This window comes from Pseudomonas sp. GW821-FHT01E10 (genome assembly GCF_059422365.1).
Map to the genome: position 1 here is coordinate 1 of NZ_JBWKWT010000011.1, position 19991 is coordinate 19991.

General features: G+C 57.1%; 21 protein-coding genes and 1 pseudogene. 16 read left to right on the forward strand and 6 right to left on the reverse strand.

The window, feature by feature from the left end; translation table 11 throughout:
* Nucleotides 1–886: 886 nt before the first annotated feature.
* On the reverse strand, nt 887–1783 hold the full coding sequence (locus tag AC07V0_RS19245; protein WP_173861168.1) for a LysR family transcriptional regulator: 897 nt from the start codon (nt 1781–1783) through the stop codon (nt 887–889).
* 101 nt (nt 1784–1884) lie between these two features.
* On the opposite strand from AC07V0_RS19245, the gene AC07V0_RS19250 reads away from it, so the two are divergent.
* A complete protein-coding gene (locus AC07V0_RS19250) occupies nt 1885–2547 on the forward strand; it encodes an NADPH-dependent F420 reductase (RefSeq protein ID WP_086945143.1) in 663 nt (220 codons plus the stop codon).
* A 151-nt stretch (nt 2548–2698) separates the two neighbouring features.
* Here AC07V0_RS19250 and AC07V0_RS19255 read toward each other — a convergent pair whose 3' ends face one another.
* Nucleotides 2699–2974 carry a DUF2798 domain-containing protein gene (locus AC07V0_RS19255; protein WP_018925645.1) on the reverse strand — a complete coding sequence of 92 codons (276 nt, stop codon included), beginning with the start codon at nt 2972–2974 and terminating at the stop codon, nt 2699–2701.
* 131 nt (nt 2975–3105) lie between these two features.
* Here AC07V0_RS19255 and AC07V0_RS19260 point away from each other — a divergent pair, with 131 nt between their 5' ends.
* The 10 genes from AC07V0_RS19260 to AC07V0_RS19305 all read left to right on the forward strand — a co-directional run bounded on the left by AC07V0_RS19260 (nt 3106) and on the right by AC07V0_RS19305 (nt 11754).
* Nucleotides 3106–4047 (forward strand): LysR family transcriptional regulator, encoded by a 942-nt coding sequence (locus AC07V0_RS19260; RefSeq protein ID WP_018925644.1) that lies wholly within the window; start codon nt 3106–3108, stop codon nt 4045–4047.
* A gap of 265 nt (nt 4048–4312) precedes the next feature.
* Nucleotides 4313–5164, forward strand: a complete 852-nt coding sequence (locus AC07V0_RS19265) for a putative selenate ABC transporter substrate-binding protein (RefSeq protein ID WP_018925643.1) — start codon at nt 4313–4315, stop codon at nt 5162–5164.
* On the forward strand, nt 5161–5958 hold the full coding sequence (locus tag AC07V0_RS19270) for a phosphonate ABC transporter ATP-binding protein (protein ID WP_019648578.1): 798 nt from the start codon (nt 5161–5163) through the stop codon (nt 5956–5958). The genes AC07V0_RS19265 and AC07V0_RS19270 overlap by 4 nt, the downstream gene beginning before the upstream one ends.
* Nucleotides 5952–6779: a phosphonate ABC transporter, permease protein PhnE gene (phnE, locus tag AC07V0_RS19275; protein WP_018925641.1), complete on the forward strand. Its 828-nt coding sequence runs from the start codon at nt 5952–5954 to the stop codon at nt 6777–6779. The genes AC07V0_RS19270 and phnE (AC07V0_RS19275) overlap by 7 nt, the downstream gene beginning before the upstream one ends.
* Nucleotides 6776–7543, forward strand: coding sequence for a phosphonate ABC transporter, permease protein PhnE (gene phnE / locus AC07V0_RS19280; RefSeq protein ID WP_086944918.1), 768 nt, complete (start codon nt 6776–6778; stop codon nt 7541–7543). Before phnE (AC07V0_RS19275) ends, phnE (AC07V0_RS19280) begins: the two co-directional genes overlap by 4 nt.
* Before the next feature lie 290 nt (nt 7544–7833).
* Nucleotides 7834–8616: a transporter substrate-binding domain-containing protein gene (locus AC07V0_RS19285; protein WP_086944919.1), complete on the forward strand. Its 783-nt coding sequence runs from the start codon at nt 7834–7836 to the stop codon at nt 8614–8616.
* A 55-nt stretch (nt 8617–8671) separates the two neighbouring features.
* Entirely contained in the window at nt 8672–9400 is a 729-nt protein-coding gene (locus AC07V0_RS19290) for an ABC transporter permease (RefSeq protein ID WP_018925638.1), read from the forward strand.
* Complete coding sequence (locus AC07V0_RS19295; protein ID WP_064618600.1) at nt 9397–10107, forward strand: ABC transporter permease; 711 nt, start codon at nt 9397–9399, stop codon at nt 10105–10107. Before AC07V0_RS19290 ends, AC07V0_RS19295 begins: the two co-directional genes overlap by 4 nt.
* Nucleotides 10108–10123: 16 nt before the next feature.
* Nucleotides 10124–10888, forward strand: a complete 765-nt coding sequence (locus tag AC07V0_RS19300) for an ABC transporter ATP-binding protein (RefSeq protein ID WP_018925636.1) — start codon at nt 10124–10126, stop codon at nt 10886–10888.
* A gap of 125 nt (nt 10889–11013) precedes the next feature.
* Nucleotides 11014–11754 carry a Mut7-C RNAse domain-containing protein gene (locus tag AC07V0_RS19305; protein WP_018925635.1) on the forward strand — a complete coding sequence of 247 codons (741 nt, stop codon included), beginning with the start codon at nt 11014–11016 and terminating at the stop codon, nt 11752–11754.
* Between the two features lie 88 nt (nt 11755–11842).
* On the opposite strand, the gene AC07V0_RS19310 is transcribed toward AC07V0_RS19305, so the two are convergent.
* Complete coding sequence (locus tag AC07V0_RS19310) at nt 11843–13369, reverse strand: MFS transporter (RefSeq protein WP_086944920.1); 1527 nt, start codon at nt 13367–13369, stop codon at nt 11843–11845.
* 193 nt (nt 13370–13562) lie between these two features.
* On the opposite strand from AC07V0_RS19310, the gene AC07V0_RS19315 reads away from it, so the two are divergent.
* The 3 genes and pseudogenes from AC07V0_RS19315 to AC07V0_RS19325 all read left to right on the forward strand — a co-directional run.
* A complete protein-coding gene (locus tag AC07V0_RS19315; protein ID WP_086944921.1) occupies nt 13563–14423 on the forward strand; it encodes a LysR family transcriptional regulator in 861 nt (286 codons plus the stop codon).
* Nucleotides 14424–14520: 97 nt separating this feature from the next.
* Nucleotides 14521–15135 (forward strand): LysE family translocator, encoded by a 615-nt coding sequence (locus AC07V0_RS19320; RefSeq protein ID WP_086944922.1) that lies wholly within the window; start codon nt 14521–14523, stop codon nt 15133–15135.
* Nucleotides 15136–15151: 16 nt separating this feature from the next.
* Nucleotides 15152–15241 (forward strand): annotated as a pseudogene (locus AC07V0_RS19325) (Mut7-C RNAse domain-containing protein); the annotation flags it as partial.
* Between the two features lie 120 nt (nt 15242–15361).
* Here the strand turns inward: AC07V0_RS19325 and AC07V0_RS19330 are convergent.
* Nucleotides 15362–15679 carry a DUF7677 family protein gene (locus AC07V0_RS19330; RefSeq protein WP_086944923.1) on the reverse strand — a complete coding sequence of 106 codons (318 nt, stop codon included), beginning with the start codon at nt 15677–15679 and terminating at the stop codon, nt 15362–15364.
* A 129-nt stretch (nt 15680–15808) separates the two neighbouring features.
* Entirely contained in the window at nt 15809–16693 is an 885-nt protein-coding gene (locus tag AC07V0_RS19335; protein WP_064618643.1) for a LysR family transcriptional regulator, read from the reverse strand.
* Between the two features lie 114 nt (nt 16694–16807).
* Between AC07V0_RS19335 and argC the strand changes: the two genes are divergently transcribed.
* Nucleotides 16808–17737: an N-acetyl-gamma-glutamyl-phosphate reductase gene (gene argC / locus AC07V0_RS19340; RefSeq protein ID WP_086944924.1), complete on the forward strand. Its 930-nt coding sequence runs from the start codon at nt 16808–16810 to the stop codon at nt 17735–17737.
* A 124-nt stretch (nt 17738–17861) separates the two neighbouring features.
* Here the strand turns inward: argC and AC07V0_RS19345 are convergent, their stop codons facing one another.
* Complete coding sequence (locus AC07V0_RS19345) at nt 17862–18653, reverse strand: helix-turn-helix transcriptional regulator (RefSeq protein WP_018925632.1); 792 nt, start codon at nt 18651–18653, stop codon at nt 17862–17864.
* Nucleotides 18654–18791: 138 nt separating this feature from the next.
* Between AC07V0_RS19345 and AC07V0_RS19350 the strand changes: the two genes are divergently transcribed.
* Nucleotides 18792–19895: a polyamine ABC transporter substrate-binding protein gene (locus AC07V0_RS19350; RefSeq protein ID WP_018925631.1), complete on the forward strand. Its 1104-nt coding sequence runs from the start codon at nt 18792–18794 to the stop codon at nt 19893–19895.
* Nucleotides 19896–19991 lie beyond the last annotated feature (96 nt).

The window sequence follows — 19991 nt, forward strand, 5'->3', positions numbered from 1 at the left end:
TGGTGTCCACTTACAATAGGTGTCCACCATCGCCCTAAGCGTTGGGATCAGAAAGGTGTGTTGGCCGGACGCTTACGGTGAGTAGGGTTATGAACGTCAGAAATGCGCATTTCATTTTAGGCTCCTGGCGACCCAACGATGCCGTGAGCTGCTTAGGGGCGCTAAGTGAGAGCGTAGCAGGAGGCGAATGGTGATGGGCGAGAGGACTTCAAGTAGCGAATCCCGACACTGGGCCGGACTGCTTTCTCATGCGTGCTGGATCAGCTTGATCCGCCGCTGGACTGCGGTAAGCGACTCGCCAGCCTCCTTGACGGCTGATCTTATCTCATTCTTGGAATCCACAATTTTTTTGTGCCCAGTACTTAAGCTCGCTACCGTCCTTAACGTGAACTCTGACCTCGTCTGTGCCGCAAATGTGTTTGCGCTGCTCCATAGGGCTCTCCGTGTCTTGTTCATGATGTGAGGCGATTAAAGGATTTTAGGTATTCGGCGCGAGTACGCGCCGCTTAGCTATCCAGTCGTGCAGATATGCAGAAAAAGCGGCCCATTTGGGGCGCTGGAGTTTTAGCGATTGACTGCTTCTGGCCGATTCTGTTGAAGAAGTCGGCCATGGTTTGCGTATCAGAAAAGTACGCGTCCGAGATTGAAATCTTTACTTTTTGCAGTGGCTTCCGGACTCAGATTTCACGTAGCAGCGTGCAAAAAAGGTGTTTTCACCAGTCAATGATCAGGCAGTTTGGGCAGACCGACTTTTTCAACAGAATCGGTCGTTTACTGCCCTTGGCGACAGGCAACAATCGGCCCAACAGCAGCCAGTCAATGAAGCAGTAGCCTGCGACCGCGATCAATCACAATTCAATGCGGCTGAGACAACTCAAAAGCTTGCTCAAGGAGCACCAAAGCGGACGAGCGCAGCCTCGATAAATCGTCGGAGTTTGGCTGTTCTCTGACGATTGGCCGTGTAGAGCAAATGCATTTGTCGGCTCGGTGCTTCGTAATCAGCTAACAGTCGAACCAACTCACCGCTGCGCAACGCGGGCTCAAGAAAGTCTTCGGGACCAAGGACAATCCCGAACCCGTCCAGCGCTGCCGACAGCAGTGCTTTGCTCTCGTTGACCTGCAATCGACTGACGACTTGTACCCGTTCAACTGCGGAGCCTTTGCAGAATACCCATTCGTGGTCGGCCGGCCGGGACCAATAGGCATACCCCAGACACTCATGGTTCTTCAGATCATCCGGTATTTGTGGCACTCCGCGGTCGGTCAGGTAGCTCGGTGCTGCACAGGCTACCAACCGATAAGGTGCCAACGGCCTGGCGGTCAAACTGGACGCGGTCAGCGGGCCAATTCTGAAAGTCACTTCATAACCCTCCTCCACCAGATCGACGAAGCGATCGGTCAAATGCAAATCGATTTCGACTTCCGGGTGTTGACGCAAAAACTCCGTCACAAAAGGCATGAGGCTATAGGAGCCGAACGTGACGGGAGCGCTGATTTTCAGTTTACCGCGCGGGGTGTCGTTCATGATCTGCGCCAGGGAGTCGGCAGCCTGAGCTTCGCTCAAAATGTGCTTACAGCGTTCGTAGTAAGCGCTGCCCAACTCAGTCAGGCTCTGGCGTCGGGTGGTCCGGTTCAGCAGCCGCGCACCTAGCCTCTGCTCAAGCGTGGCAACATGCTTGGCCACCATCTGCGCCGACAGGCCCAATCGCTCGGCAGCACTGGCATAGGAGCCGGATTCCGCCGCCATCACAAACGCTCCCATGCTCGTCAGACGGTCCATCATTCAACACTCCTGGTAACGAGACTAAGTAGCCGATGATTATTTATCTGCTGTTGGTTGGCAATCATCATGGCTTCTTCTTACTTAACCAGCGGAGCAAGGACATGCGTATCGGCATTATTGGGGCAGGCTTCATCGGACGTGCAGTGGCGCAATTGGTCATCGCCGCGGGACACGAGGCGATGCTCAGCAATTCACGTGGGCCACAGACCATGAGCAGCGTGCGCAGTGGCATTCCTGGCAGTCAGGTCGGCACTATCGAGGACGCAGCACAATTTGGCGAAGTTGTACTCGTGGCAATTCCTCTTGAGCATTACCGAAGCGTGCCAGCCAAGTGGCTAGAGGGCAAAACCGTGCTGGATGCCAATAACTACTACCCGGAGCGCGACGGTCACATTGCCGCTCTCGACCGATTCGAAACCACCACCAGCCGCTTGCTCGCCGAGCACCTGCCCCACTCCAGCGTGGTCAAGGTGTTCAATGCAATCCTCGCCCAGGACCTGGTGCAGGACGCGCGCCCGAAAGCAGCGCCCGACCGACGCGCACTGCCGATCGCGGCGGATGATCCGGCGGCGAAAGCGCTGGTGATCAAGTTACTGGACGAGATTGGATTCGACGCGGTAGATGCGGGCAGTCTTGATGAAAGCTGGCGATTCGAACGGGCTAAACCCGCCTACTGCATACCGCTGGATAAAGAGGGGTTGAAGGTTGCCTTGGCGGCGGCCCATCGGCAGGTCGAATTGCCCGAGGGATCGTGGCGTCGCTGAATAGCCCACAACCTGCTGGATCGAGAGAAGACTCGAAGCTGACTGCGGACAGTGTCAGCTTTAGGTCGACTCCGACCTATGGAGGCCGGCAACAGTCGACCCAATAGGGTTGTCCACAACGCCCCATCAATTGGGCCGCAAGCGGCCGCCCTTAACGATGTGGGTGTACAGTCAAAGACACCAGTTTGAGCACAATGGGGCGAACGACGAGTATGCACAGGAATGCCACTGGCATGGCCAATTTATAGGCGTGCAGCGCATTACTTAGGTAATCATTCTCAATACCGGAATTTGCCGCGGTGATCACGAATGACATCAAGAGCGCCATGATGGTGGCCATATACAGTGCGAAAACATAAGGCGTAGCGCGAACCGAGAGCTTGCGTTGGTTGAAAAATAGAGCTTTAGAGGATGTTTTTGGATTCATATCAGACCTTTTTGATCTTCGATTGGTAGGTGATGAACACCATAGCAAGATCAAAAATTAGCAACTAGACGGCTAGCAGTGGTTGCTTTATAAACAAAATCTTATGAATGACTCTTCTCGCTGGAACAAAGATGAACCTGTTAGGGGCGATTGCTAGCTTTATCAAGGTGGTTGAAGCGGGCTCCATCGTGGGCGCGGCCAAAACCCTGGGCGTCAGTGCGGCAGCCATTAGCCAGACCCTAAATCGCTTGGAAACCCACCTGGGTACGCGCCTTCTCCAGCGCACCACGCGTAGCATGGCGTTAACCGAAAGCGGCATGGTGTACTACGAAAAAGTGAAACGTATAGCGCGTGATCTCGAATCGGCGCAAAGCGCGATCACCAGCGCGCAGACTCAACTCCAAGGGCGACTGTGCATCGCTTCTACCTCCGCTTTCGGGCGGCATGTGTTGGCGCCACTAATCGCCGGCTTCGCTGCACGTTACCCACGCCTGATACTTGAACTCTCAACCACAGATCGCAAAATTAATCATATTCAAGAAGGCATTGATCTGAGCCTGCGGATAAAACCACAACTAGAAGAGGGGATCGTCGCTCGCAAGATCGTTTCAGTCCCTTTTATCATCTGCGCGTCACCCATCTATTTGGAACGAGCCGGCTGGCCACGCGATCCTGAAGAACTCCAGCACCATGCCTGTCTACCGTTTCGCTACCCACTAGACGGACGCTTTCTACGTTGGGGTTTTATCCGGGATGGCCAACGTTACGACGCTACTCTCAATGCGACCGCAATCAGCGACGATGTTGACGCTCTAGCCCAAATGGCCGTCCGTGGCGCGGGAATAACCCGTTTGGCGGAGTTCGTGGCGGCGCCCTTTATCGAAAGTGGCCAACTCGTTCCTCTGTTTGAACATCGCCACGCTTCAACTTATGCCTACGCTGAACCGCTCGATATTTATGTATGCGTCCAGGAACGCGCCGCCATCACACCCAAGGTCAAAGCTTTTATGAATTATTTGACTGAACATCTGGAAATGCGCTGGCCGATGGAAAATACCTTTACGGCGTCCTGATACGGTGCTTTGCCGCCTTTATAAATTCAATGGCCAAACTTTGCATCGGATAACAGTTACGAACTGCTGCTTGCCGGTGACTGCGGCCGATTGCAGCCTGATTCAACGGGCAGCTTCGGGTCGTATGCCGCCCTTCGCAATAAACCGCAATAGCCCAAAAGCAGTCAATTTCGCTCCATTTCGGCTACCCTCACAAAGCGCCACGCAGCAATCACCTTGTGCCAGGCGCCTCGACATTCTTTCGTAAATGCACCGGAGATGTTCCATGCTCAAGCGTACCCTGGCACTGGCCGTCGGCTTGTCCTTGTCTTTTTGCACCCTGCTGGCGCAAGCCGCCGAGACCCTGAAAGTCAGCGCGATTCCTGATGAGGCCCCGACCGAACTGCTGCGCAAGTTCAAGCCGCTTGGCGCCTATCTGGAACAACAATTGGGCATGAAGGTCGAGTTCGTGCCCGTGAGTGACTATCCGGCGGTGGTCGAGGCGCTGGCTACCGATCGCATCGATCTGGCCTGGCTGGGCGGCTTTACGTTCGTGCAGGCACGCCTGAAAACCGGCAATGCCATTCCGTTGGTGCAGCGTGAACAGGACGCCCAATTCACCAGCAAATTCATCACCGCCGACCCAGCCGTCAAGTCCCTCGCCGATCTCAAGGGCAAGACCTTTGCCTTCGGCTCGGTGTCCTCGACTTCCGGCAGTCTCATGCCGCGCTACTTCATGCTCAAGGAGGGCATCAAGCCGGAAACGTACTTTAGCCGCGTGGGGTACTCCGGTGCCCATGACGCCACCGTTGCCTGGGTCCAGGCTGGCAAGGTCGACGCCGGGGTGCTCAACGCCAGCGTGTGGGAAAAACTGGTCGCCGCCGGCAAGGTCGATACCACCAAGGTCAAAGTGTTTTCGACCACCCCTGCGTACTTCGACTACAACTGGACGGTGCGCGGAACCCTCGACCCGGCGCTGGCGGCCAAGATAAAGGCTGCGTTCCTGGCGCTCGATCCGGCGAACCCGAGGGACAAGGAGATTCTGGACCTGCAGGCCGCCAGCCGCTTCATCGAAACCAAGCCTGAGAACTACAAGGGCATCGAGGAAGCCGCACGCGCCGCCGAACTGCTCAAATGACATTGCATCTGACCCAGGTCAGCCTTACCCACGCCAACGGTGTCCAGGCGCTGCGTGGCGTGGATTTGCACATCGGTGCACGCGAACAGGTCGCGATCATCGGCCCGTCCGGCGCGGGTAAGTCGAGCCTGCTCAACCTGTTGGCCACCGCCCTGCGACCGGGCAACGGCGAGCTGCAGGTGCTCGGCGAGCGTGTCTGGCAGCTTTCTGCCCGTCAGCGTCAGCGGCTGCGCGCGCGTATCGGTCTGATTCATCAGGCGCCTCCCCTGCCCCCCCGCCAGCGCGTGGTCACCGCAGTTCTGGCCGGCAAGCTGGGTCAGTGGGGTCTGGGCAAGAGCCTGCTGAACCTGCTGCATCCGCTGGATGTTCCAGGCGCACGCGCGGCATTGGCCAGGCTGGACCTGAGTGACAAGTTGTTCGCGCATTGCCAGCAACTGTCCGGCGGACAGCTACAGCGCGTGGGCATTGCCCGCGTGTTATATCAAGCGCCCGAGGTGTTGCTGGCCGATGAGCCGGTATCGGCCATGGACCCGGTGTTGGCCCAGCACACGCTTTCGGTGCTGTGCCGCCATGCCCGGGAGCAGAACGTCACCCTGGTCGCCAGCCTGCACGCGGTGGAGCTGGCCCTGGCGCACTTTTCGCGCATCATCGGCTTGCGTGATGGACAGATCCTGTTCGACCTTGCGGCCAGCGCCGTCGACCGCGAGCTGCTCGACAAGCTCTACGCCAATGAGCAGTTGCAGTCCTCGCCGATTCCTCCGGCTCCCTTGAGTGTGCAGATCCCCCGATGCTGACGTCTGACACCCGCGATCCGGCCGCCCTGCCCCGTCTGCTGCTCACCCTGCTGGCCCTTGCCTTGCTGTGGCCCGGCATCCGCTTCAGCGAGTTGGACCTCCGTGTGCTGGTGGCGAGTGACAGTCAGAGCGAGATGGGCCGGTTCGTGTCCGCCTTCTGGCCACCGGCCCATGGCGACGAGTTCATCCAGCTGTTGTTGCAAGCCACCCTGCAGACCCTGGCCATCGCCACGGCCGGCATGGCCCTGGCGTTGCTGTTGGCTGTTCCCGCCGGCCTGCTCGCCAGTCGTGCCCTGTCGCTGTCTGCTGCCTCCCGCGCTGGCCACCCGAGCTATTGGGGCCAACTGCTGCGTTGGCCCATACGCGGCTTGCTGATCTTCCTGCGCAGCGTGCCGGAAATCGTCTGGGCCCTGCTGTTCGTGCGCGCCGTCGGCCTCGGTCCGACGGCCGGGGTACTGGCCATTGCCATCACCTACAGCGGCATGTTGGGCAAGGTCTATGCGGAAATTTTCGAGTCGGTCGACCAGCGCCCGGTACACGCGCTACTGCAGTCCGGCAGTGGTCGGCTCGCAGCCTTTTGCTACGGAATCCTGCCCAATGTCGCTGCGGAACTGCTGTCGTACACGGTGTACCGCTGGGAATGCGCAATCCGCGCCTCGGTGGTGATGGGCTTCGTCGGAGCCGGCGGCCTGGGCCAGCAAATGGATTTGTCGTTGCGCATGTTCGCCGGTGGTGAAGTGGCCAGTCTGTTACTGACGTTCCTCGTCCTGGTGCTGCTCGCCGATCAACTCAGCCGCCTGCTGCGCTGGAGGCTGACATGAATCGCCTGTTCAACCTGGCACTGCTCCTGTGCATCGGCGCAGCGGTCATCGCCTCGTTCAACTACCTGGGCATCGACCTCGGCGAGCTCGGCGGCGCCGGCAACCTGAAGCAGATGGGCGCGTATGCGCAGCGTTTTCTCAGCCCGGACCTGAGCCCGGGCCATCTGCAAGCCATCGGCCACGGCGCCCTGGAAACCCTGGCCATGTCGGCCCTTGGCACCCTGCTCGCGGCGGTGTTCGGCCTGTTACTGGCATTGCCCGCAGCCGGGCGCTACGGCTGGCCTTTGCAGAGCGCGTCACGCCTGGTGCTCAACGCCTTGCGCGCGGTGCCGGAACTGGTATGGGCCGCGCTGATGGTCCTGGCCGCCGGGCTCGGCCCCAACGCCGGCACCCTGGCCTTGGCCCTGCACACCACCGGCGTGCTCGGCCGGTTGTTCGCCGAAGCACTGGAAAACACCCCACCAGAACCGGCCGACGCCATCCGTTTGCAGGGCGCCAATACCGTATGGGCGTTCTGTTACGGCACGCTGCCCAACCTGTTGCCACAGCTACTGGCCTACATCCTGTACCGCTGGGAAAACAACATCCGCATGGCCAGCGTGCTCGGCTTCGTCGGCGCCGGTGGTTTGGGGCAAATGCTCTATGTCAGCCTCAGCCTGTTCCAGGAAGCTCAAGCCAGCACGGTTATTCTGGCGATGCTGTTATTGGTCTTGGCCGTCGATACATTGAGTAGCTGGAGCCGTCAGCGTTGGGTCAAGGCTTGAGCCAGGAAAGTCGGCGCCCTTAACCCACACTTTGTTACCGCATACCCCAGCCCGGTGTAAAAACCTGCTTAGGTAACAGCCCCGCGGGCTGCCTCCCCCCAGCGTTCACCTGCCTGCCAAGCCCATCCCAGAGCGCCGTAAGCGCTTTCTCAAACGCCCGATCGGCGAATTGGCCGGGTGATTGCATATGCTTGTCTGTACAAGTACTTGCGTGTGCATAGGACATTTCGCAACGCAGTACACGCGCTCTTGCGGCACAAGCGCTTTCGATGGTCCCTGGGAATAAAATAATGAAAAAAGCATTTCTCACTCTTTCTGCATTGGCTTTGTGTGTGGCTGCCGGTTCTGCGCTGGCCAAGGAGTACAAGGAGTTGCGCTTTGGCGTCGACCCCTCTTATGCGCCGTTCGAATCCAAGGCCGCCGACGGCGGCCTGGTGGGCTTCGACATCGACCTGGGCAACGCGATCTGCGCGGAGCTGAAGGTCAAGTGCAAGTGGGTTGAAAGCGACTTCGACGGCATGATTCCCGGCCTCAAGGCCAACAAGTTCGATGGCGTGATCTCTTCCATGACCGTCACGCCGGCGCGTGAGAAAGTCATCGATTTCTCGAACGAGCTGTTCTCTGGCCCGACCGCGCTGGTATTCAAGAAAGGCGCGGCCATCGGCACCGATCCGGCCTCCCTCAAGGGCAAGAAAATCGGCTACGAGCAAGGCTCCATCCAGGAAGCCTACGCCAAGGCCGTGCTGGACAAGGCCGGGGTAGAGACCCAGGCCTACGCCAACCAGGACCAGGTGTACGCTGACTTGATCTCCGGACGCCTCGATGCCTCGATCCAGGACATGCTGCAAGCCGAACTGGGCTTCCTGAAGTCGCCACCAGGCGCCGACTTCCAAGTCAGCGAGCCGGTCGAAAATCCCCTCCTTCCAGCCAAGACCGCCGTGGGTCTCACCAAAGGCAACGTCGAGCTCCAGGCCTTGCTGAACAAAGCTATCAAGGCACTGCACGACAATGGCACCTATGTGGCCGTCCAGCAGAAGCACTTTGGCGATCTGAATCTCTACAGCGACAAATAATGACCCTGCGCCCATTTCCGGATGGGCTCTTCTTTGATTGACGTAGGGCTGCTCAATGTTAGAAAACCTATTGCAGATTCTTGGGCTGTCAGACTTTAGCCTCAAGGGTTTCGGCCCGCTGTTGCTGCAAGGCTCCTGGATGACGGTCAAATTATCCTTTCTGTGCTTGCTGGTGAGCGTTGGCCTGGGCCTGATCGGCGCCAGCGCCAAGCTTTCGAAATCGGCACTACTGCGTGTCCCTGCGCAGGCCTACACCACGCTGATTCGCGGGGTGCCGGACCTGGTGCTGATGCTGCTGATCTTCTACAGCCTGCAAACCTGGCTGTCCTCGTTTACCGACTTCATGGAATGGGAATACGTCGAGATCAACCCCTTTAGCGCCGGGGTCATTACCCTGGGCTTCATCTACGGGGCTTATTTCACCGAAACCTTCCGTGGCGCCATCCTTGCCGTACCGCGAGGGCAGATGGAAGCGGCTACCGCCTACGGCCTGACCCGCGCCCAGCGCTTCCGCCTGGTGGTCTTCCCGCAAATGATGCGTTTTGCCCTGCCGGGCATCGGTAATAACTGGATGGTGATCCTCAAGGCCACCGCGCTGGTGTCGATCATCGGCCTGGCCGATCTGGTCAAGGTGGCCCAGGACGCGGGCAAGAGCACCTATCAGTTGTTCTTCTTCCTGATTCTGGCCGCCTTGATCTATCTGGTGATCACCACCGTTTCGAACTACGTCTTGCGCCGGATGGAAATCTTCTACGCCGCAGGCACCCGGGAGGCCGTGCGATGATCGAGCTACTGCAGGAATACTGGAAACCTTTCCTGTTCCAGGACGGCAATCACATCACCGGGCTGGCCATGACCCTTTGGCTGCTCAGTGCTTCGATCTTCTTCGGCTTCGTGATGTCGATCCCGCTGTCGATTGCCCGGGTCTCGAGCAATGTCTGGGTGCGCTGGCCGGTGCAGTTCTACACCTACCTGTTTCGCGGTACGCCGCTCTATATTCAGCTGCTGATCTGTTACACCGGCATTTACAGCCTGGCCGCGGTGCGGGCTCAGCCAGTACTGGATGCGTTCTTTCGCGACGCGATGAACTGCACCATCCTCGCCTTCGCCCTGAACACCTGCGCCTACACCACGGAGATCTTCGCCGGGGCGATTCGCAGCATGAACCACGGTGAAGTCGAAGCGGCCAAAGCCTACGGGCTGACCGGCTGGAAGCTGTACACCTACGTGATCATGCCGTCCGCCCTGCGTCGCTCGCTGCCTTACTACAGCAACGAAGTGATTCTGATGCTGCACTCGACCACCGTAGCCTTCACCGCGACCATCCCGGACATCCTGAAAGTCGCGCGGGACGCCAACTCGGCGACCTTCCTGACCTTCCAATCGTTCGGCCTCGCCGCGTTGATCTACCTGGCAGTCACGTTCTCCCTGGTCGGCCTGTTCCGCCTGGCTGAACGCCGTTGGTTGTCTTTCCTCGGCCCGGCTCACTAATTCAGGATGCTTGTTCATGTACAAACTGACCGTTGAAAACCTGCACAAAAGTTACGGCAACCATGAAGTCCTCAAGGGCGTTTCGCTGAACGCCAGGACCGGCGATGTGATCAGCCTGATCGGCGCCAGTGGTTCGGGCAAGAGCACCTTTCTGCGTTGCATCAACTTCCTGGAAACACCCAACGACGGCGCCATGAGTCTGGACAACCAGCCGATTCGAATGGTCCATGACCGCCACGGCATGCGCGTGGCCGATGCCAACGAACTGCAACGCATCCGCACTCGCCTGGCGATGGTATTCCAGCACTTCAACCTGTGGAGCCACATGACGGTGCTGGAAAACATCACCATGGCTCCACGCCGGGTGCTGGGTGTCAGCAAGAAGGACGCAGAGGATCGCGCCCGGCGCTACCTGGACAAGGTCGGTTTGCCGGCACGGGTTGCTGATCAATACCCGGCGTTTCTCTCGGGTGGTCAGCAGCAACGGGTCGCCATTGCCCGTGCCCTGAGCATGGAACCGGAGATCATGCTGTTCGACGAGCCGACGTCAGCCCTGGACCCGGAACTGGTGGGCGAAGTGCTCAAGGTGATCCAGGGGCTGGCCGAAGAAGGCCGCACCATGATCATGGTGACCCACGAAATGAGCTTTGCGCGAAAAGTGTCGAACCAGGTGCTGTTCCTGCACCAGGGGCGGGTCGAAGAGCAAGGTGCGCCCGAGGACGTATTGGGCAACCCCAAGAGCGAGCGCCTGCAGCAATTCCTCAGCGGCAACCTGAAGTAACCGGAGCGCCTTCGAGCGACCGCTGGGTTGCTCGAAGGCGCTGGCTCAACCTGATAATCCATCCCTCCCGCCCTCTACTGAGCAGCTGAACTCATTCTTCCTGCAGCCCTGCCATACTGTTCAGCATGACCCGTGCAACTTTCCGCTTCTACGAGGAGCTCAACGATTTCCTGCCGGCCGAGCGACGGCGGCAGTCCTTTACTTGCGAGTGCGCGCGAGGGGCGACGGTCAAGCACATGATCGAGGCGCTCGGGATACCGCACACCGAGGTCGAGATGGTGCTGCTCAATGGCGAGTCGGTGGGCTTCGAGCGGGTGATCTTCGACGGTGACCGGTTGGCGGTGTATCCCAAGTTCGAAGCGCTGGACATCAGTCCGTTGCTCAAGGTTCGTACGCAACCTTTACGGGTGCTGCGCTTCGTCGCTGATGCGCACCTTGGCGGATTGGCCAGTCTGCTGCGCATGAGCGGCTTCGACACCCTCTACGACAATGGCTTCGACGATGCCGAGATCGCCGAAATCGCCGCGCAGCAAGGACGCATCGTGCTAACCCGCGACCGCGAACTGCTCAAGCGGCGGATCATCAGCCACGGCTGTTACGTGCATGCCCTGAAACCGTCGCTGCAGCTGCGCGAATTGTACGAGCGCCTCGACCTGGCGCGTAGCGCGCGCCCCTTCAGCCTGTGCCTCCATTGCAACCTGCCGCTACACGAGATCAGCCCGGAACTGGCCCGGCCGCAAGTGCCGCCACGCGTTGGCGTCCTCTATTCGCACTTCCTGCGCTGTGACGCCTGCCAACGGATTTACTGGGAGGGTTCGCACTGGCGCGGCATGTGTGCGCTGTTGGCACCTCTACTGGACCGATAGTCGAGCGCATCGGCTCGGTTGCATGGTCAGGGACAACTGGCTTTTGCATCAGATGGATAACGGCCAGAAGCAGTCCTTCGAATGACAGTCAGCGGTGAGAATGAACGGCTTTGCTCGAACGAAAGACCAGGTAACTTGCCACCACCAGCACCCATGCAGCAATACCGCCATACAGCATCACCCAGCCAAACCCATGCGCCAAAGCTGCGTTGGCGACATCGACCGGAATCGTGATCCCTTGGCCAGTCGGCACCAACACGGCAGAGTTGCCGGCCGAAATATTCTCCGCCAGCCATCTCAGTTGCCCATCATCGGGCGAGCCAGACAACTGGTTGCGCAGGGAAGACAGGATACCTTCCACCAAGATGAATCCCATCAGCGCGATATTGATTGCAAGGCTGATCATGCGAGCGCTGATATCGATGCCCGATGCCATGCCGGCACGTTCACTGGGCACCGATCCGGTGGTGGTATTGGTCACAGGTGTATTGGTCAGCCCCAGTCCGATTCCGGCGATCAGACAGCCTGGAAGCATCGTCAGCCAGCTGGCGTGCGCGACACTGCTGCCCCATTTCATCAGCAGGAACCCCAATCCTATGGTGAACAAACCTGCGGGAATCACCACGTCAGGTCGATAGCGCAGCGCCAGCCGTTCACCTAACGGGGGAACAACCAGCGTCGGCAGCGTATAGGCCAGCAGTGCCAGACCGGTGCCGACACTGGCGTAGCCCAGGCTATTTTGAAAGTACAGCGGCAGGTAAATCATGAACGGCCAGAAGCTGAAGTTCATGCCTGCCGACCCTAGCAAGGCACCCGAGAAGCGACGGATGCGCAATACCGAGAAGTCGAACATCGGATCGACATAGCGTCGCTGCGCAACGACAAAGACGATAAAGCTGAGCATTGCCACAACCAGACAAGTGATGGCCGAACCGCTGGAGAAACCCTCCCCCGCGCCCTGGGTGATGAACCAGGAAAGGCCAAACACTGCCAGTGACAGCGAAATAATGCCCAACACATCCAGCCTGCGACGCTGCGGATCACGTGACTCATCGACACCGGCGATCACCAGCACCAGCGCGAGCACGGCAATGGGCGCATGCACCAGAAACACCCATTCCCAACTCGACAACGCCACGATAACGGCGCCGATTATCGGGCCAAACCCCAAACCGATACCGAACACGATTCCCCAGGCACTGAACGCTTTTCCGCGCGCAACTCCCGACTGGAACCGGTGAGACAGCACGGCCACCTGACAGATCAGCATGGCACCACCGGACATACCTTGCAGGAAACGGTTTGCGATCAACACACTGGCGCTTTGTGCCCATCCACAGCCCAGTGAGGTAATGCCGAAAAGCACCAGGCTGATGACAAACACTCGCTTGCGCCCATACCGATCCGCCAATGTGCCGGTGGCCATCAGCACCGTGGTGCAGGCGATGGTGTAGGCATTCATGATCCACTGCATATCTTTGAAATCGCTGTGCAGAACCGATTCAAGAGTCGGCAGGATTGCCGGCACGCTCGAGATTTCCAAGCCGAACATCAGCGACGCCAGGCACACGGCGGCGATGGTGAAAATATCCTTTTGCGAAGAAGAGAACTGCATCGTGATCTTCCAGATCAAGTTGATGGGCACTGGCAAGACCGCTCTGAACGCCGTCAGGAGTAGAGACGCGATAGCCTCGCCAGCGTCACCCGGCACAAGTCCAAGTGACCGGCCGCATTCTGGAAGCAATTAAAAAATGACAGAAATGATTTAATTTCGTAGGTTTTATTAATATTCGTCATGAGTTGACTTAATGGACTTCGACCCAGCTCTGTTGCGTGCTTTTGTCGCGATCAAGGACACCGGTAGTTTCACTCGTGCCGCAGAGCGGCTGCATTTGAGCCAGTCAGCGATCAGTCATCAGATCCGGCGTTTGGAAGAACAGGTCGGTACCACGCTATTGGTACGCACTACCCGACGTTTGACACTGACGGAAGATGGTGAAGATTTTCTGCGCCATGCCGAACAAATCCTCAGAGCACAAGACGCCCTCTCCCGACGTTTCGAAGCGTCGTCGGTATTCGGGGCCGTGCGCTTCGGTGTGCCAGAAAACTTTATCGGCGACGGCCTGCCGCCGTTACTGACTCGGTTCGCCAGACAATTTCCCGCCGTACGCCTGGATGTAACCGTCGGCACCTACCTCGATCTGCGCGCACTGGTTGATGCCGACGGGCTCGATCTGGCCGTGGTCATGGCATTGCCGGGCAGCCAGGCCGGCGGTACCGTGCTGCGCGAAACCCGGTTTGTCTGGGCCGCTGCGCAGAATTTCGAATTTACCGGCGATGCCCCTTTGCCACTGGCGTTTGCCCCAGCACCCTGCTTGCACCGCCAGGTGGCCGTAGATGCGTTGGAGAGTTCCACCGTAGATTGGCGGGTCGCCTTTACCTCTCCAAGTCAACAAGGACTGAGAGCGGCGGTATTGGCGGGACTTGCCGTCACCGCTCTACCGCTGGGCGATCTAGAGCCTGGCATGGTGGTCATTGACGGCCAACATGGCCTGCCACCGCTGCTGGATGCTGATTTCAGACTGATATGGAGTGTCACGGGAAAGACGCCCGCGGCCAATGCATTTGGACAACTGCTGGTGGAGATGTCTGAGTTGCCATCGATCTAGAACAAACTGACTACCATTGGCATTTCAGGTAAGTGCCCTGCTCTTAGAACACTCATTTGCGTAATGAACACCGTCCACAGGACTCGCGAGGAAACACATGATTGATGGTTCCGCCGTTTTGACAGTCTTTTTGGTCTACTTGGCCGGCGTCGTTATCCCCGGGCCAAATTTCGTTGCGGTGGTCCATAAAGCGGTGGCTGCTACGCGGTCAGAAGCTCTGGCTTTGGTCGCGGGCATCGTACTGGTCAACTTGTTCTGGTCCACCTGTGCAATTGCAGGTCTCGGGGTTGTATTTGCTGCGCTCCCTTGGGCTGCGCTTGTTGTAAAGGTTCTGGGCGCCGCCTACCTGATGTGGTTCGGATTCCGACTGCTGATCAACGCAGGGAAGAATGCGCTTGGCCCGCTAAATGATGCCATCGCCGGCAGTTGCCGGCAGTCCTTCATTCAGGGTGTGGTTACCAATATTGGCAACCCCAAGTCCATGGCTTTCTATGCCGCTGTCTTTTCAGCCGCAGCCCCCGCCCACGTTTCACCAGGCACGTTTTTGTCGATGCTGGCAGTTGTCGTGGTGATTTCAATGACCTGGTATGGAATGGTTGCAATCACTCTTTCGCAACCCAAGATTGCGTCCGCGTATCAAGGGAGGAAAAAAGCTATCGATCGACTGTGCGGCGGTTTGATTTTGTCTCTGGGGGTCCGCCAGTTGGTTTAGCAATCCCACGATTGATTCGCACTTCCTGCGCTGCGACGCCCGCCAACGGATTTACTGGGAGGTTCGCACTGGCGCGGCACTGCTGGCACCTCTGCAGGACCGATAGCCGGCTGCGTTGTCAGGGAAAACTGGCTTTTGCATCAGGTAGATAACGGCCAAAAGCAGCCATTCGGCTAGATACTTTCGACCCTTCCGGTTCCTCGTGTCTGCGAGCTAACGCCATTTCTTAGCGTCCGAGTGAGGGCGGCCCATAGAGCTCAGTTTCCCAGTCTTCAAGAGGTGGCGTTACTTTGAAAGATGGGTCGCAGTATGACCTTAAGTAGTCAGTCGCTCTCCTTTGGGCGTAGGTGAAATTGAGCACGCTGCCTTCACTGTCCATCTCTATCACGTTCGCGAATATCGCGAAAACCATCTCAATTGCACTCGGCTCAGAGCCATAAATGTCGAGGTACTCAACGTTTTCAAGCATGTAATGGCTTCCACTTGCCATGAAGTATGCAAACGTTCGGAGTGCTCCACTGAAATCATTACTAAGCTTCTTCATGTACATTTTCTTTTAGTAAAAATTTTGGATTTAACTGCTTCATAATCAAGCATCTGCTTCTTTGCCGTTTTATTGCGGTCGAGACAGGCCGGAACCGGCCAGAAGCTGTCCCTCCTCTGACAAAATCCCCTACCCCGCACTCAATTCCCACAGCACATCCAGCACATGTTGCGTAGGCCGTTCGATGTCTCGACTACGGTGGGCAATACCCAGTTGCCGCCACAATAAGGGCTTTAATGGCCGCATGACGATCCTGGTATCGGGCAATGGCGTGGAGGCTTCATGCGGCAACAACGTCGCACCATAGCCAGCCGCCACCAGGCTTTTGATCGCATCGTTGTAGTTGAGTTGAATACGCGGCGCAGGCTGCGGCCCACCACTGGCGAACCACTCCGCAGTCAAACGCGAAAGACGAGTGGTGTTGTCATTCAGAATCAATGGCTGAGTGGACAGCCAGTCGGGGGTCACAACCTCCGGGGATTCCCAGCGAGCCGGCAGGAAGGCCATGACCGGGTCCCGTCGCCATGGCTCGATCCGCAAGCCCTTCACCGGGGACTGCGGCAGCGCGACCAAACCGATTTCCAACGAGCCCTCGGCAAGCTTCTTCAGAGTTTCCTGCGACGTGAGCACCGCGACCTGCACATCGATAGCGGGATGGCGCTGGCTCAACGTCTCCAAAGCGTGCGGCATCAACTGTGCGATGGCCCCCGTGGAGGCGCCTAGCCGCACACGCCCGGCCAATCCCTGTACCTGACGTTCCACGTCCTCAAGCGCCTGCTCCGCATCCGCCAACAGACGCCGCGCACGTTCCACCAGTGTGTTCCCAATCGCCGAAGGCTGAACGCGCCCACGCGTGCGCGACAACAGCTTGCCGCCCACGCGCGCCTCCAGGTCGGCGATATGCAAACTGACCGTGGGTGGCGCCAAGTGCAGCACGCGGGCCGCCTCGGCAAACGAACCCAGGTCGGCAATCGCCACCAGCGTGCGCAGACGGTCCAGGCTGATTTCGCGCATGAGTGACTCCTCGTTCAGAAAAACTGAATTTCATCGTTTATAAATTCAACTTTTCCTATCTTAGCGCCTCACTGAAGATTGGAACTCCTGATTTCCTATGTCCGAGAGCATTCCATGGCAAGTCCCCTTGTATTCATCGATGGCGACCAAGGCACCACCGGGTTGCAAATCCATCAACGCCTACGCGACCGCAGCGATCTGCGGCTTATCACACTCAGCCCCGACTATCGCAAGGATCCGCAACGTCGCGCCGAAGCCATCAATAACTGCGACATCGCGATTCTGTGCTTGCCCGACCAAGCCGCGCGCGACGCTGTAGCGACCATTGAAAACCCCGCCGTGCGGGTGATCGATGCGAGTTCGGCGCACCGCACCCATCCAGACTGGACCTATGGTTTCGCGGAGATGAATCCGCAGCAGAGCCAACGCATCGCCGCCGCACGACGGGTCAGCAATCCCGGTTGCTATCCAACGGGGGCCATAGGGTTGCTGCGCCCTTTACTGGAGGCCGGATTACTGCCCAAGGATTACCCGATGAACATTCATGCCGTGTCGGGTTATTCCGGGAAAGGACGTGTCGGGGTGGAAGAGCATGAGGGAGAAGACGCAGCACAGGCGTCGGCGTTTCAGGTCTATGGGCTGGGGTTGGCACACAAACATATTCCAGAGATTCAACAACAAAGCGGTCTGACGGAGCGGCCGATGTTTGTGCCGGCCTATGGCGCTTTTCGGCAGGGGATCGTGCTGACCATCCCCTTGCAAACCCGGTTGTTGGCGCCAAGTGTGGGTGCGGTGCAGTTACATGCGTGTCTGATGCAGCACTACGCCGATACGAGCCATGTACAGGTGATGTCGATGCTGGAGGCTAAAGGGCTGACGTCCCTTGATCCTCAGGCACTTAACGGGACTGATGATCTGCGACTGTCTGTGTTTGAGAATGACGAAACGGGCCAGGTTTTGTTGGCTGCGGTGTTTGACAATCTTGGGAAGGGAGCAGCTGGAGCTGCAGTGCAGAATCTGGATTTGATGCTTGCAGGAACATGACTCCGATGACCCGCGCAAATTAGCGTGATGCCCTCGTCCCGAGCCGGGATATAGAGGTCAGGCCAGGTTCGTACCTGAAGCCGTGAACCCATTTAACGGTAATATTCAGACTAAAACACCGACTTCAACTTGTAGAGAAAACATCTTGTTTGGGCATAAAAAATCGAGCAAACAGCTCGGATTGTGACTTGATATTTAATTTGGCATAAATATTGCGCCGATGAACCTTTATCGTTTCCACCGAGAGGGAAAGCTTTCCGGCTATCTCTTTATTAGAGAAGCCACTGAGCAACAATCTGAGCACATCACTTTCGCGCGCTGTTATTTGCGTGCCCAGCTGGGTAATCGTTTCTGGCCATAGAGGTGGCTCAGCGAGATTTTTCTCTACATCAATTTCAAAACACATGCGCTGATGCATTAATGCAGTCACCCATGGCTTGATAATATCAAGCATTGTTATTTGTTCTTGATTAAAACGGACTTTGCTACCAACGGAAATACATAACGTTCTATCGGCGTCGAGCTGAACATTGTACTGAGCCTCATCAACAGAGATATATTGTGCAAAATATTGATGATAATACTCAGTTTCAAGAAAGTATTCCGGCGCAATATCCAGCAAATGAAAGAAACCGCTCTGGGGGTTTTCTCGATTAGCTATATAAAATGGATCCAGCAGGTAAAGCCCCTTCACATAGCGATGAATGAACGCGTCTACCTCTTCAACATCTGCGACTTCAGGAAGACTAACGACTTGCACTTGTTGATTGCTAAAGATCAATACAACCCAATTATCGATTTGCACGTATTCGTTTAATATACGAACAAGCGAACTCCAGAATTCTGGACGGTTCAACTGCATGATCAGCTTCCCAATCGATCGGTGCCAAGCCAGGCTATGAAGGTCGAACGGCATTTTCTACCCCTTTAGGGTTAGGGATTCGTAGGTCAGAGGTAAGTATTCGTAGGTATTTACTATTCGGTAACGCCCGGTATATTCGCTGGCAGGACTTACGATGGCCATGAGGGCACATCGTCTTGATAAGGATGTTGCATGAGAAAATCACGTTTGCGAACCATTTTTTCGGCCTCGCTTCTCTGTGCTGGGATGAGCACATCAGTGGGAGCTGTAGAGCCTGGGGTGCATCTGTACAACTGGTTCGGGCTTCTCGCACCGGAGACCCCAAAGGAGTTTGAGCAGGCAACTGGCACCAGAGTGCATATGGATGCTTTCGACAGCGCCGAAATCATGCAGAGCAAAGTAATGGCTGGGCGCACGGGGTATGACGTGGTTGTGGCCACCTCCAATGTGTTGCCAAGCCTGATCCAGGCGGGAGTACTTCAGCCGCTGGATCGTAATCAACTGAGTAATTTGTCCCATATCGATCCTGATATCTTGTCCCAGGTCGCGGTCAATGATCCTGGTAATCGCTACGCTGTGCCCTATCTATGGGGTACTACCGGCATTGGCTATGACGTTGACAAAGTCAAAGCGGCATTGGGTGATAATGCTCCGGTGAATAGCTGGGATTTGATCTTCAAAGAAGAAAACATCAGTAAGCTCCAGTCGTGTGGTGTGGCAATGCTTGACTCTCCAAGTGAGATCATTTCGATTGCGTTGCATTACCTTGGGCTCCCCAGCAACAGCAGGAACCCGGATGATTACCAGAAAGCTCAAGCCCTACTGTTAAAAATCCGCCCCTACGTCCTCTATTTCGACTCCTCCCGAATTGACGCTGACCTGGCTGACGGCAATATTTGTGCAGTCGTGGGATGGGCTAATGGTGCCCTTGCTGCGCAGGCCATCAACGAGAAGACCAACACTGGACGCAAGATTACCTACAGCCTTCCTCGCGAAGGAGCGCTGGTCTGGTCGGAAAATCTGGTTCTTCTAAAAGACGCGCCCCACCCAAAGGAAGGTATGGCGTTTATTAATTACATGTTGCGACCAGAAGTTATTGCCAAGACCTCAAACCACACTCTCTACCCTAACGCTAACAAAGATGCCGCTGAGTTTGTCGAACAGAAGTTGCGAGACAACCCCTGGATTTATCCAGACAAAAAGACCATTGCCACACTTATCCCACTTGAGCCACTGCCATTGAAGCTGGAGCGAATCCGCACGCGGATCTGGACCAAAGTGAAGAGTGGTGTGTGATCTGACTTGATTTGTCGCCTGTTGCTCTATGCATGTCTTTATTTTATACGCGGACGTGCTTGAGCAGCAGGTTGAGGCTATTTATGTCCGGAAAGT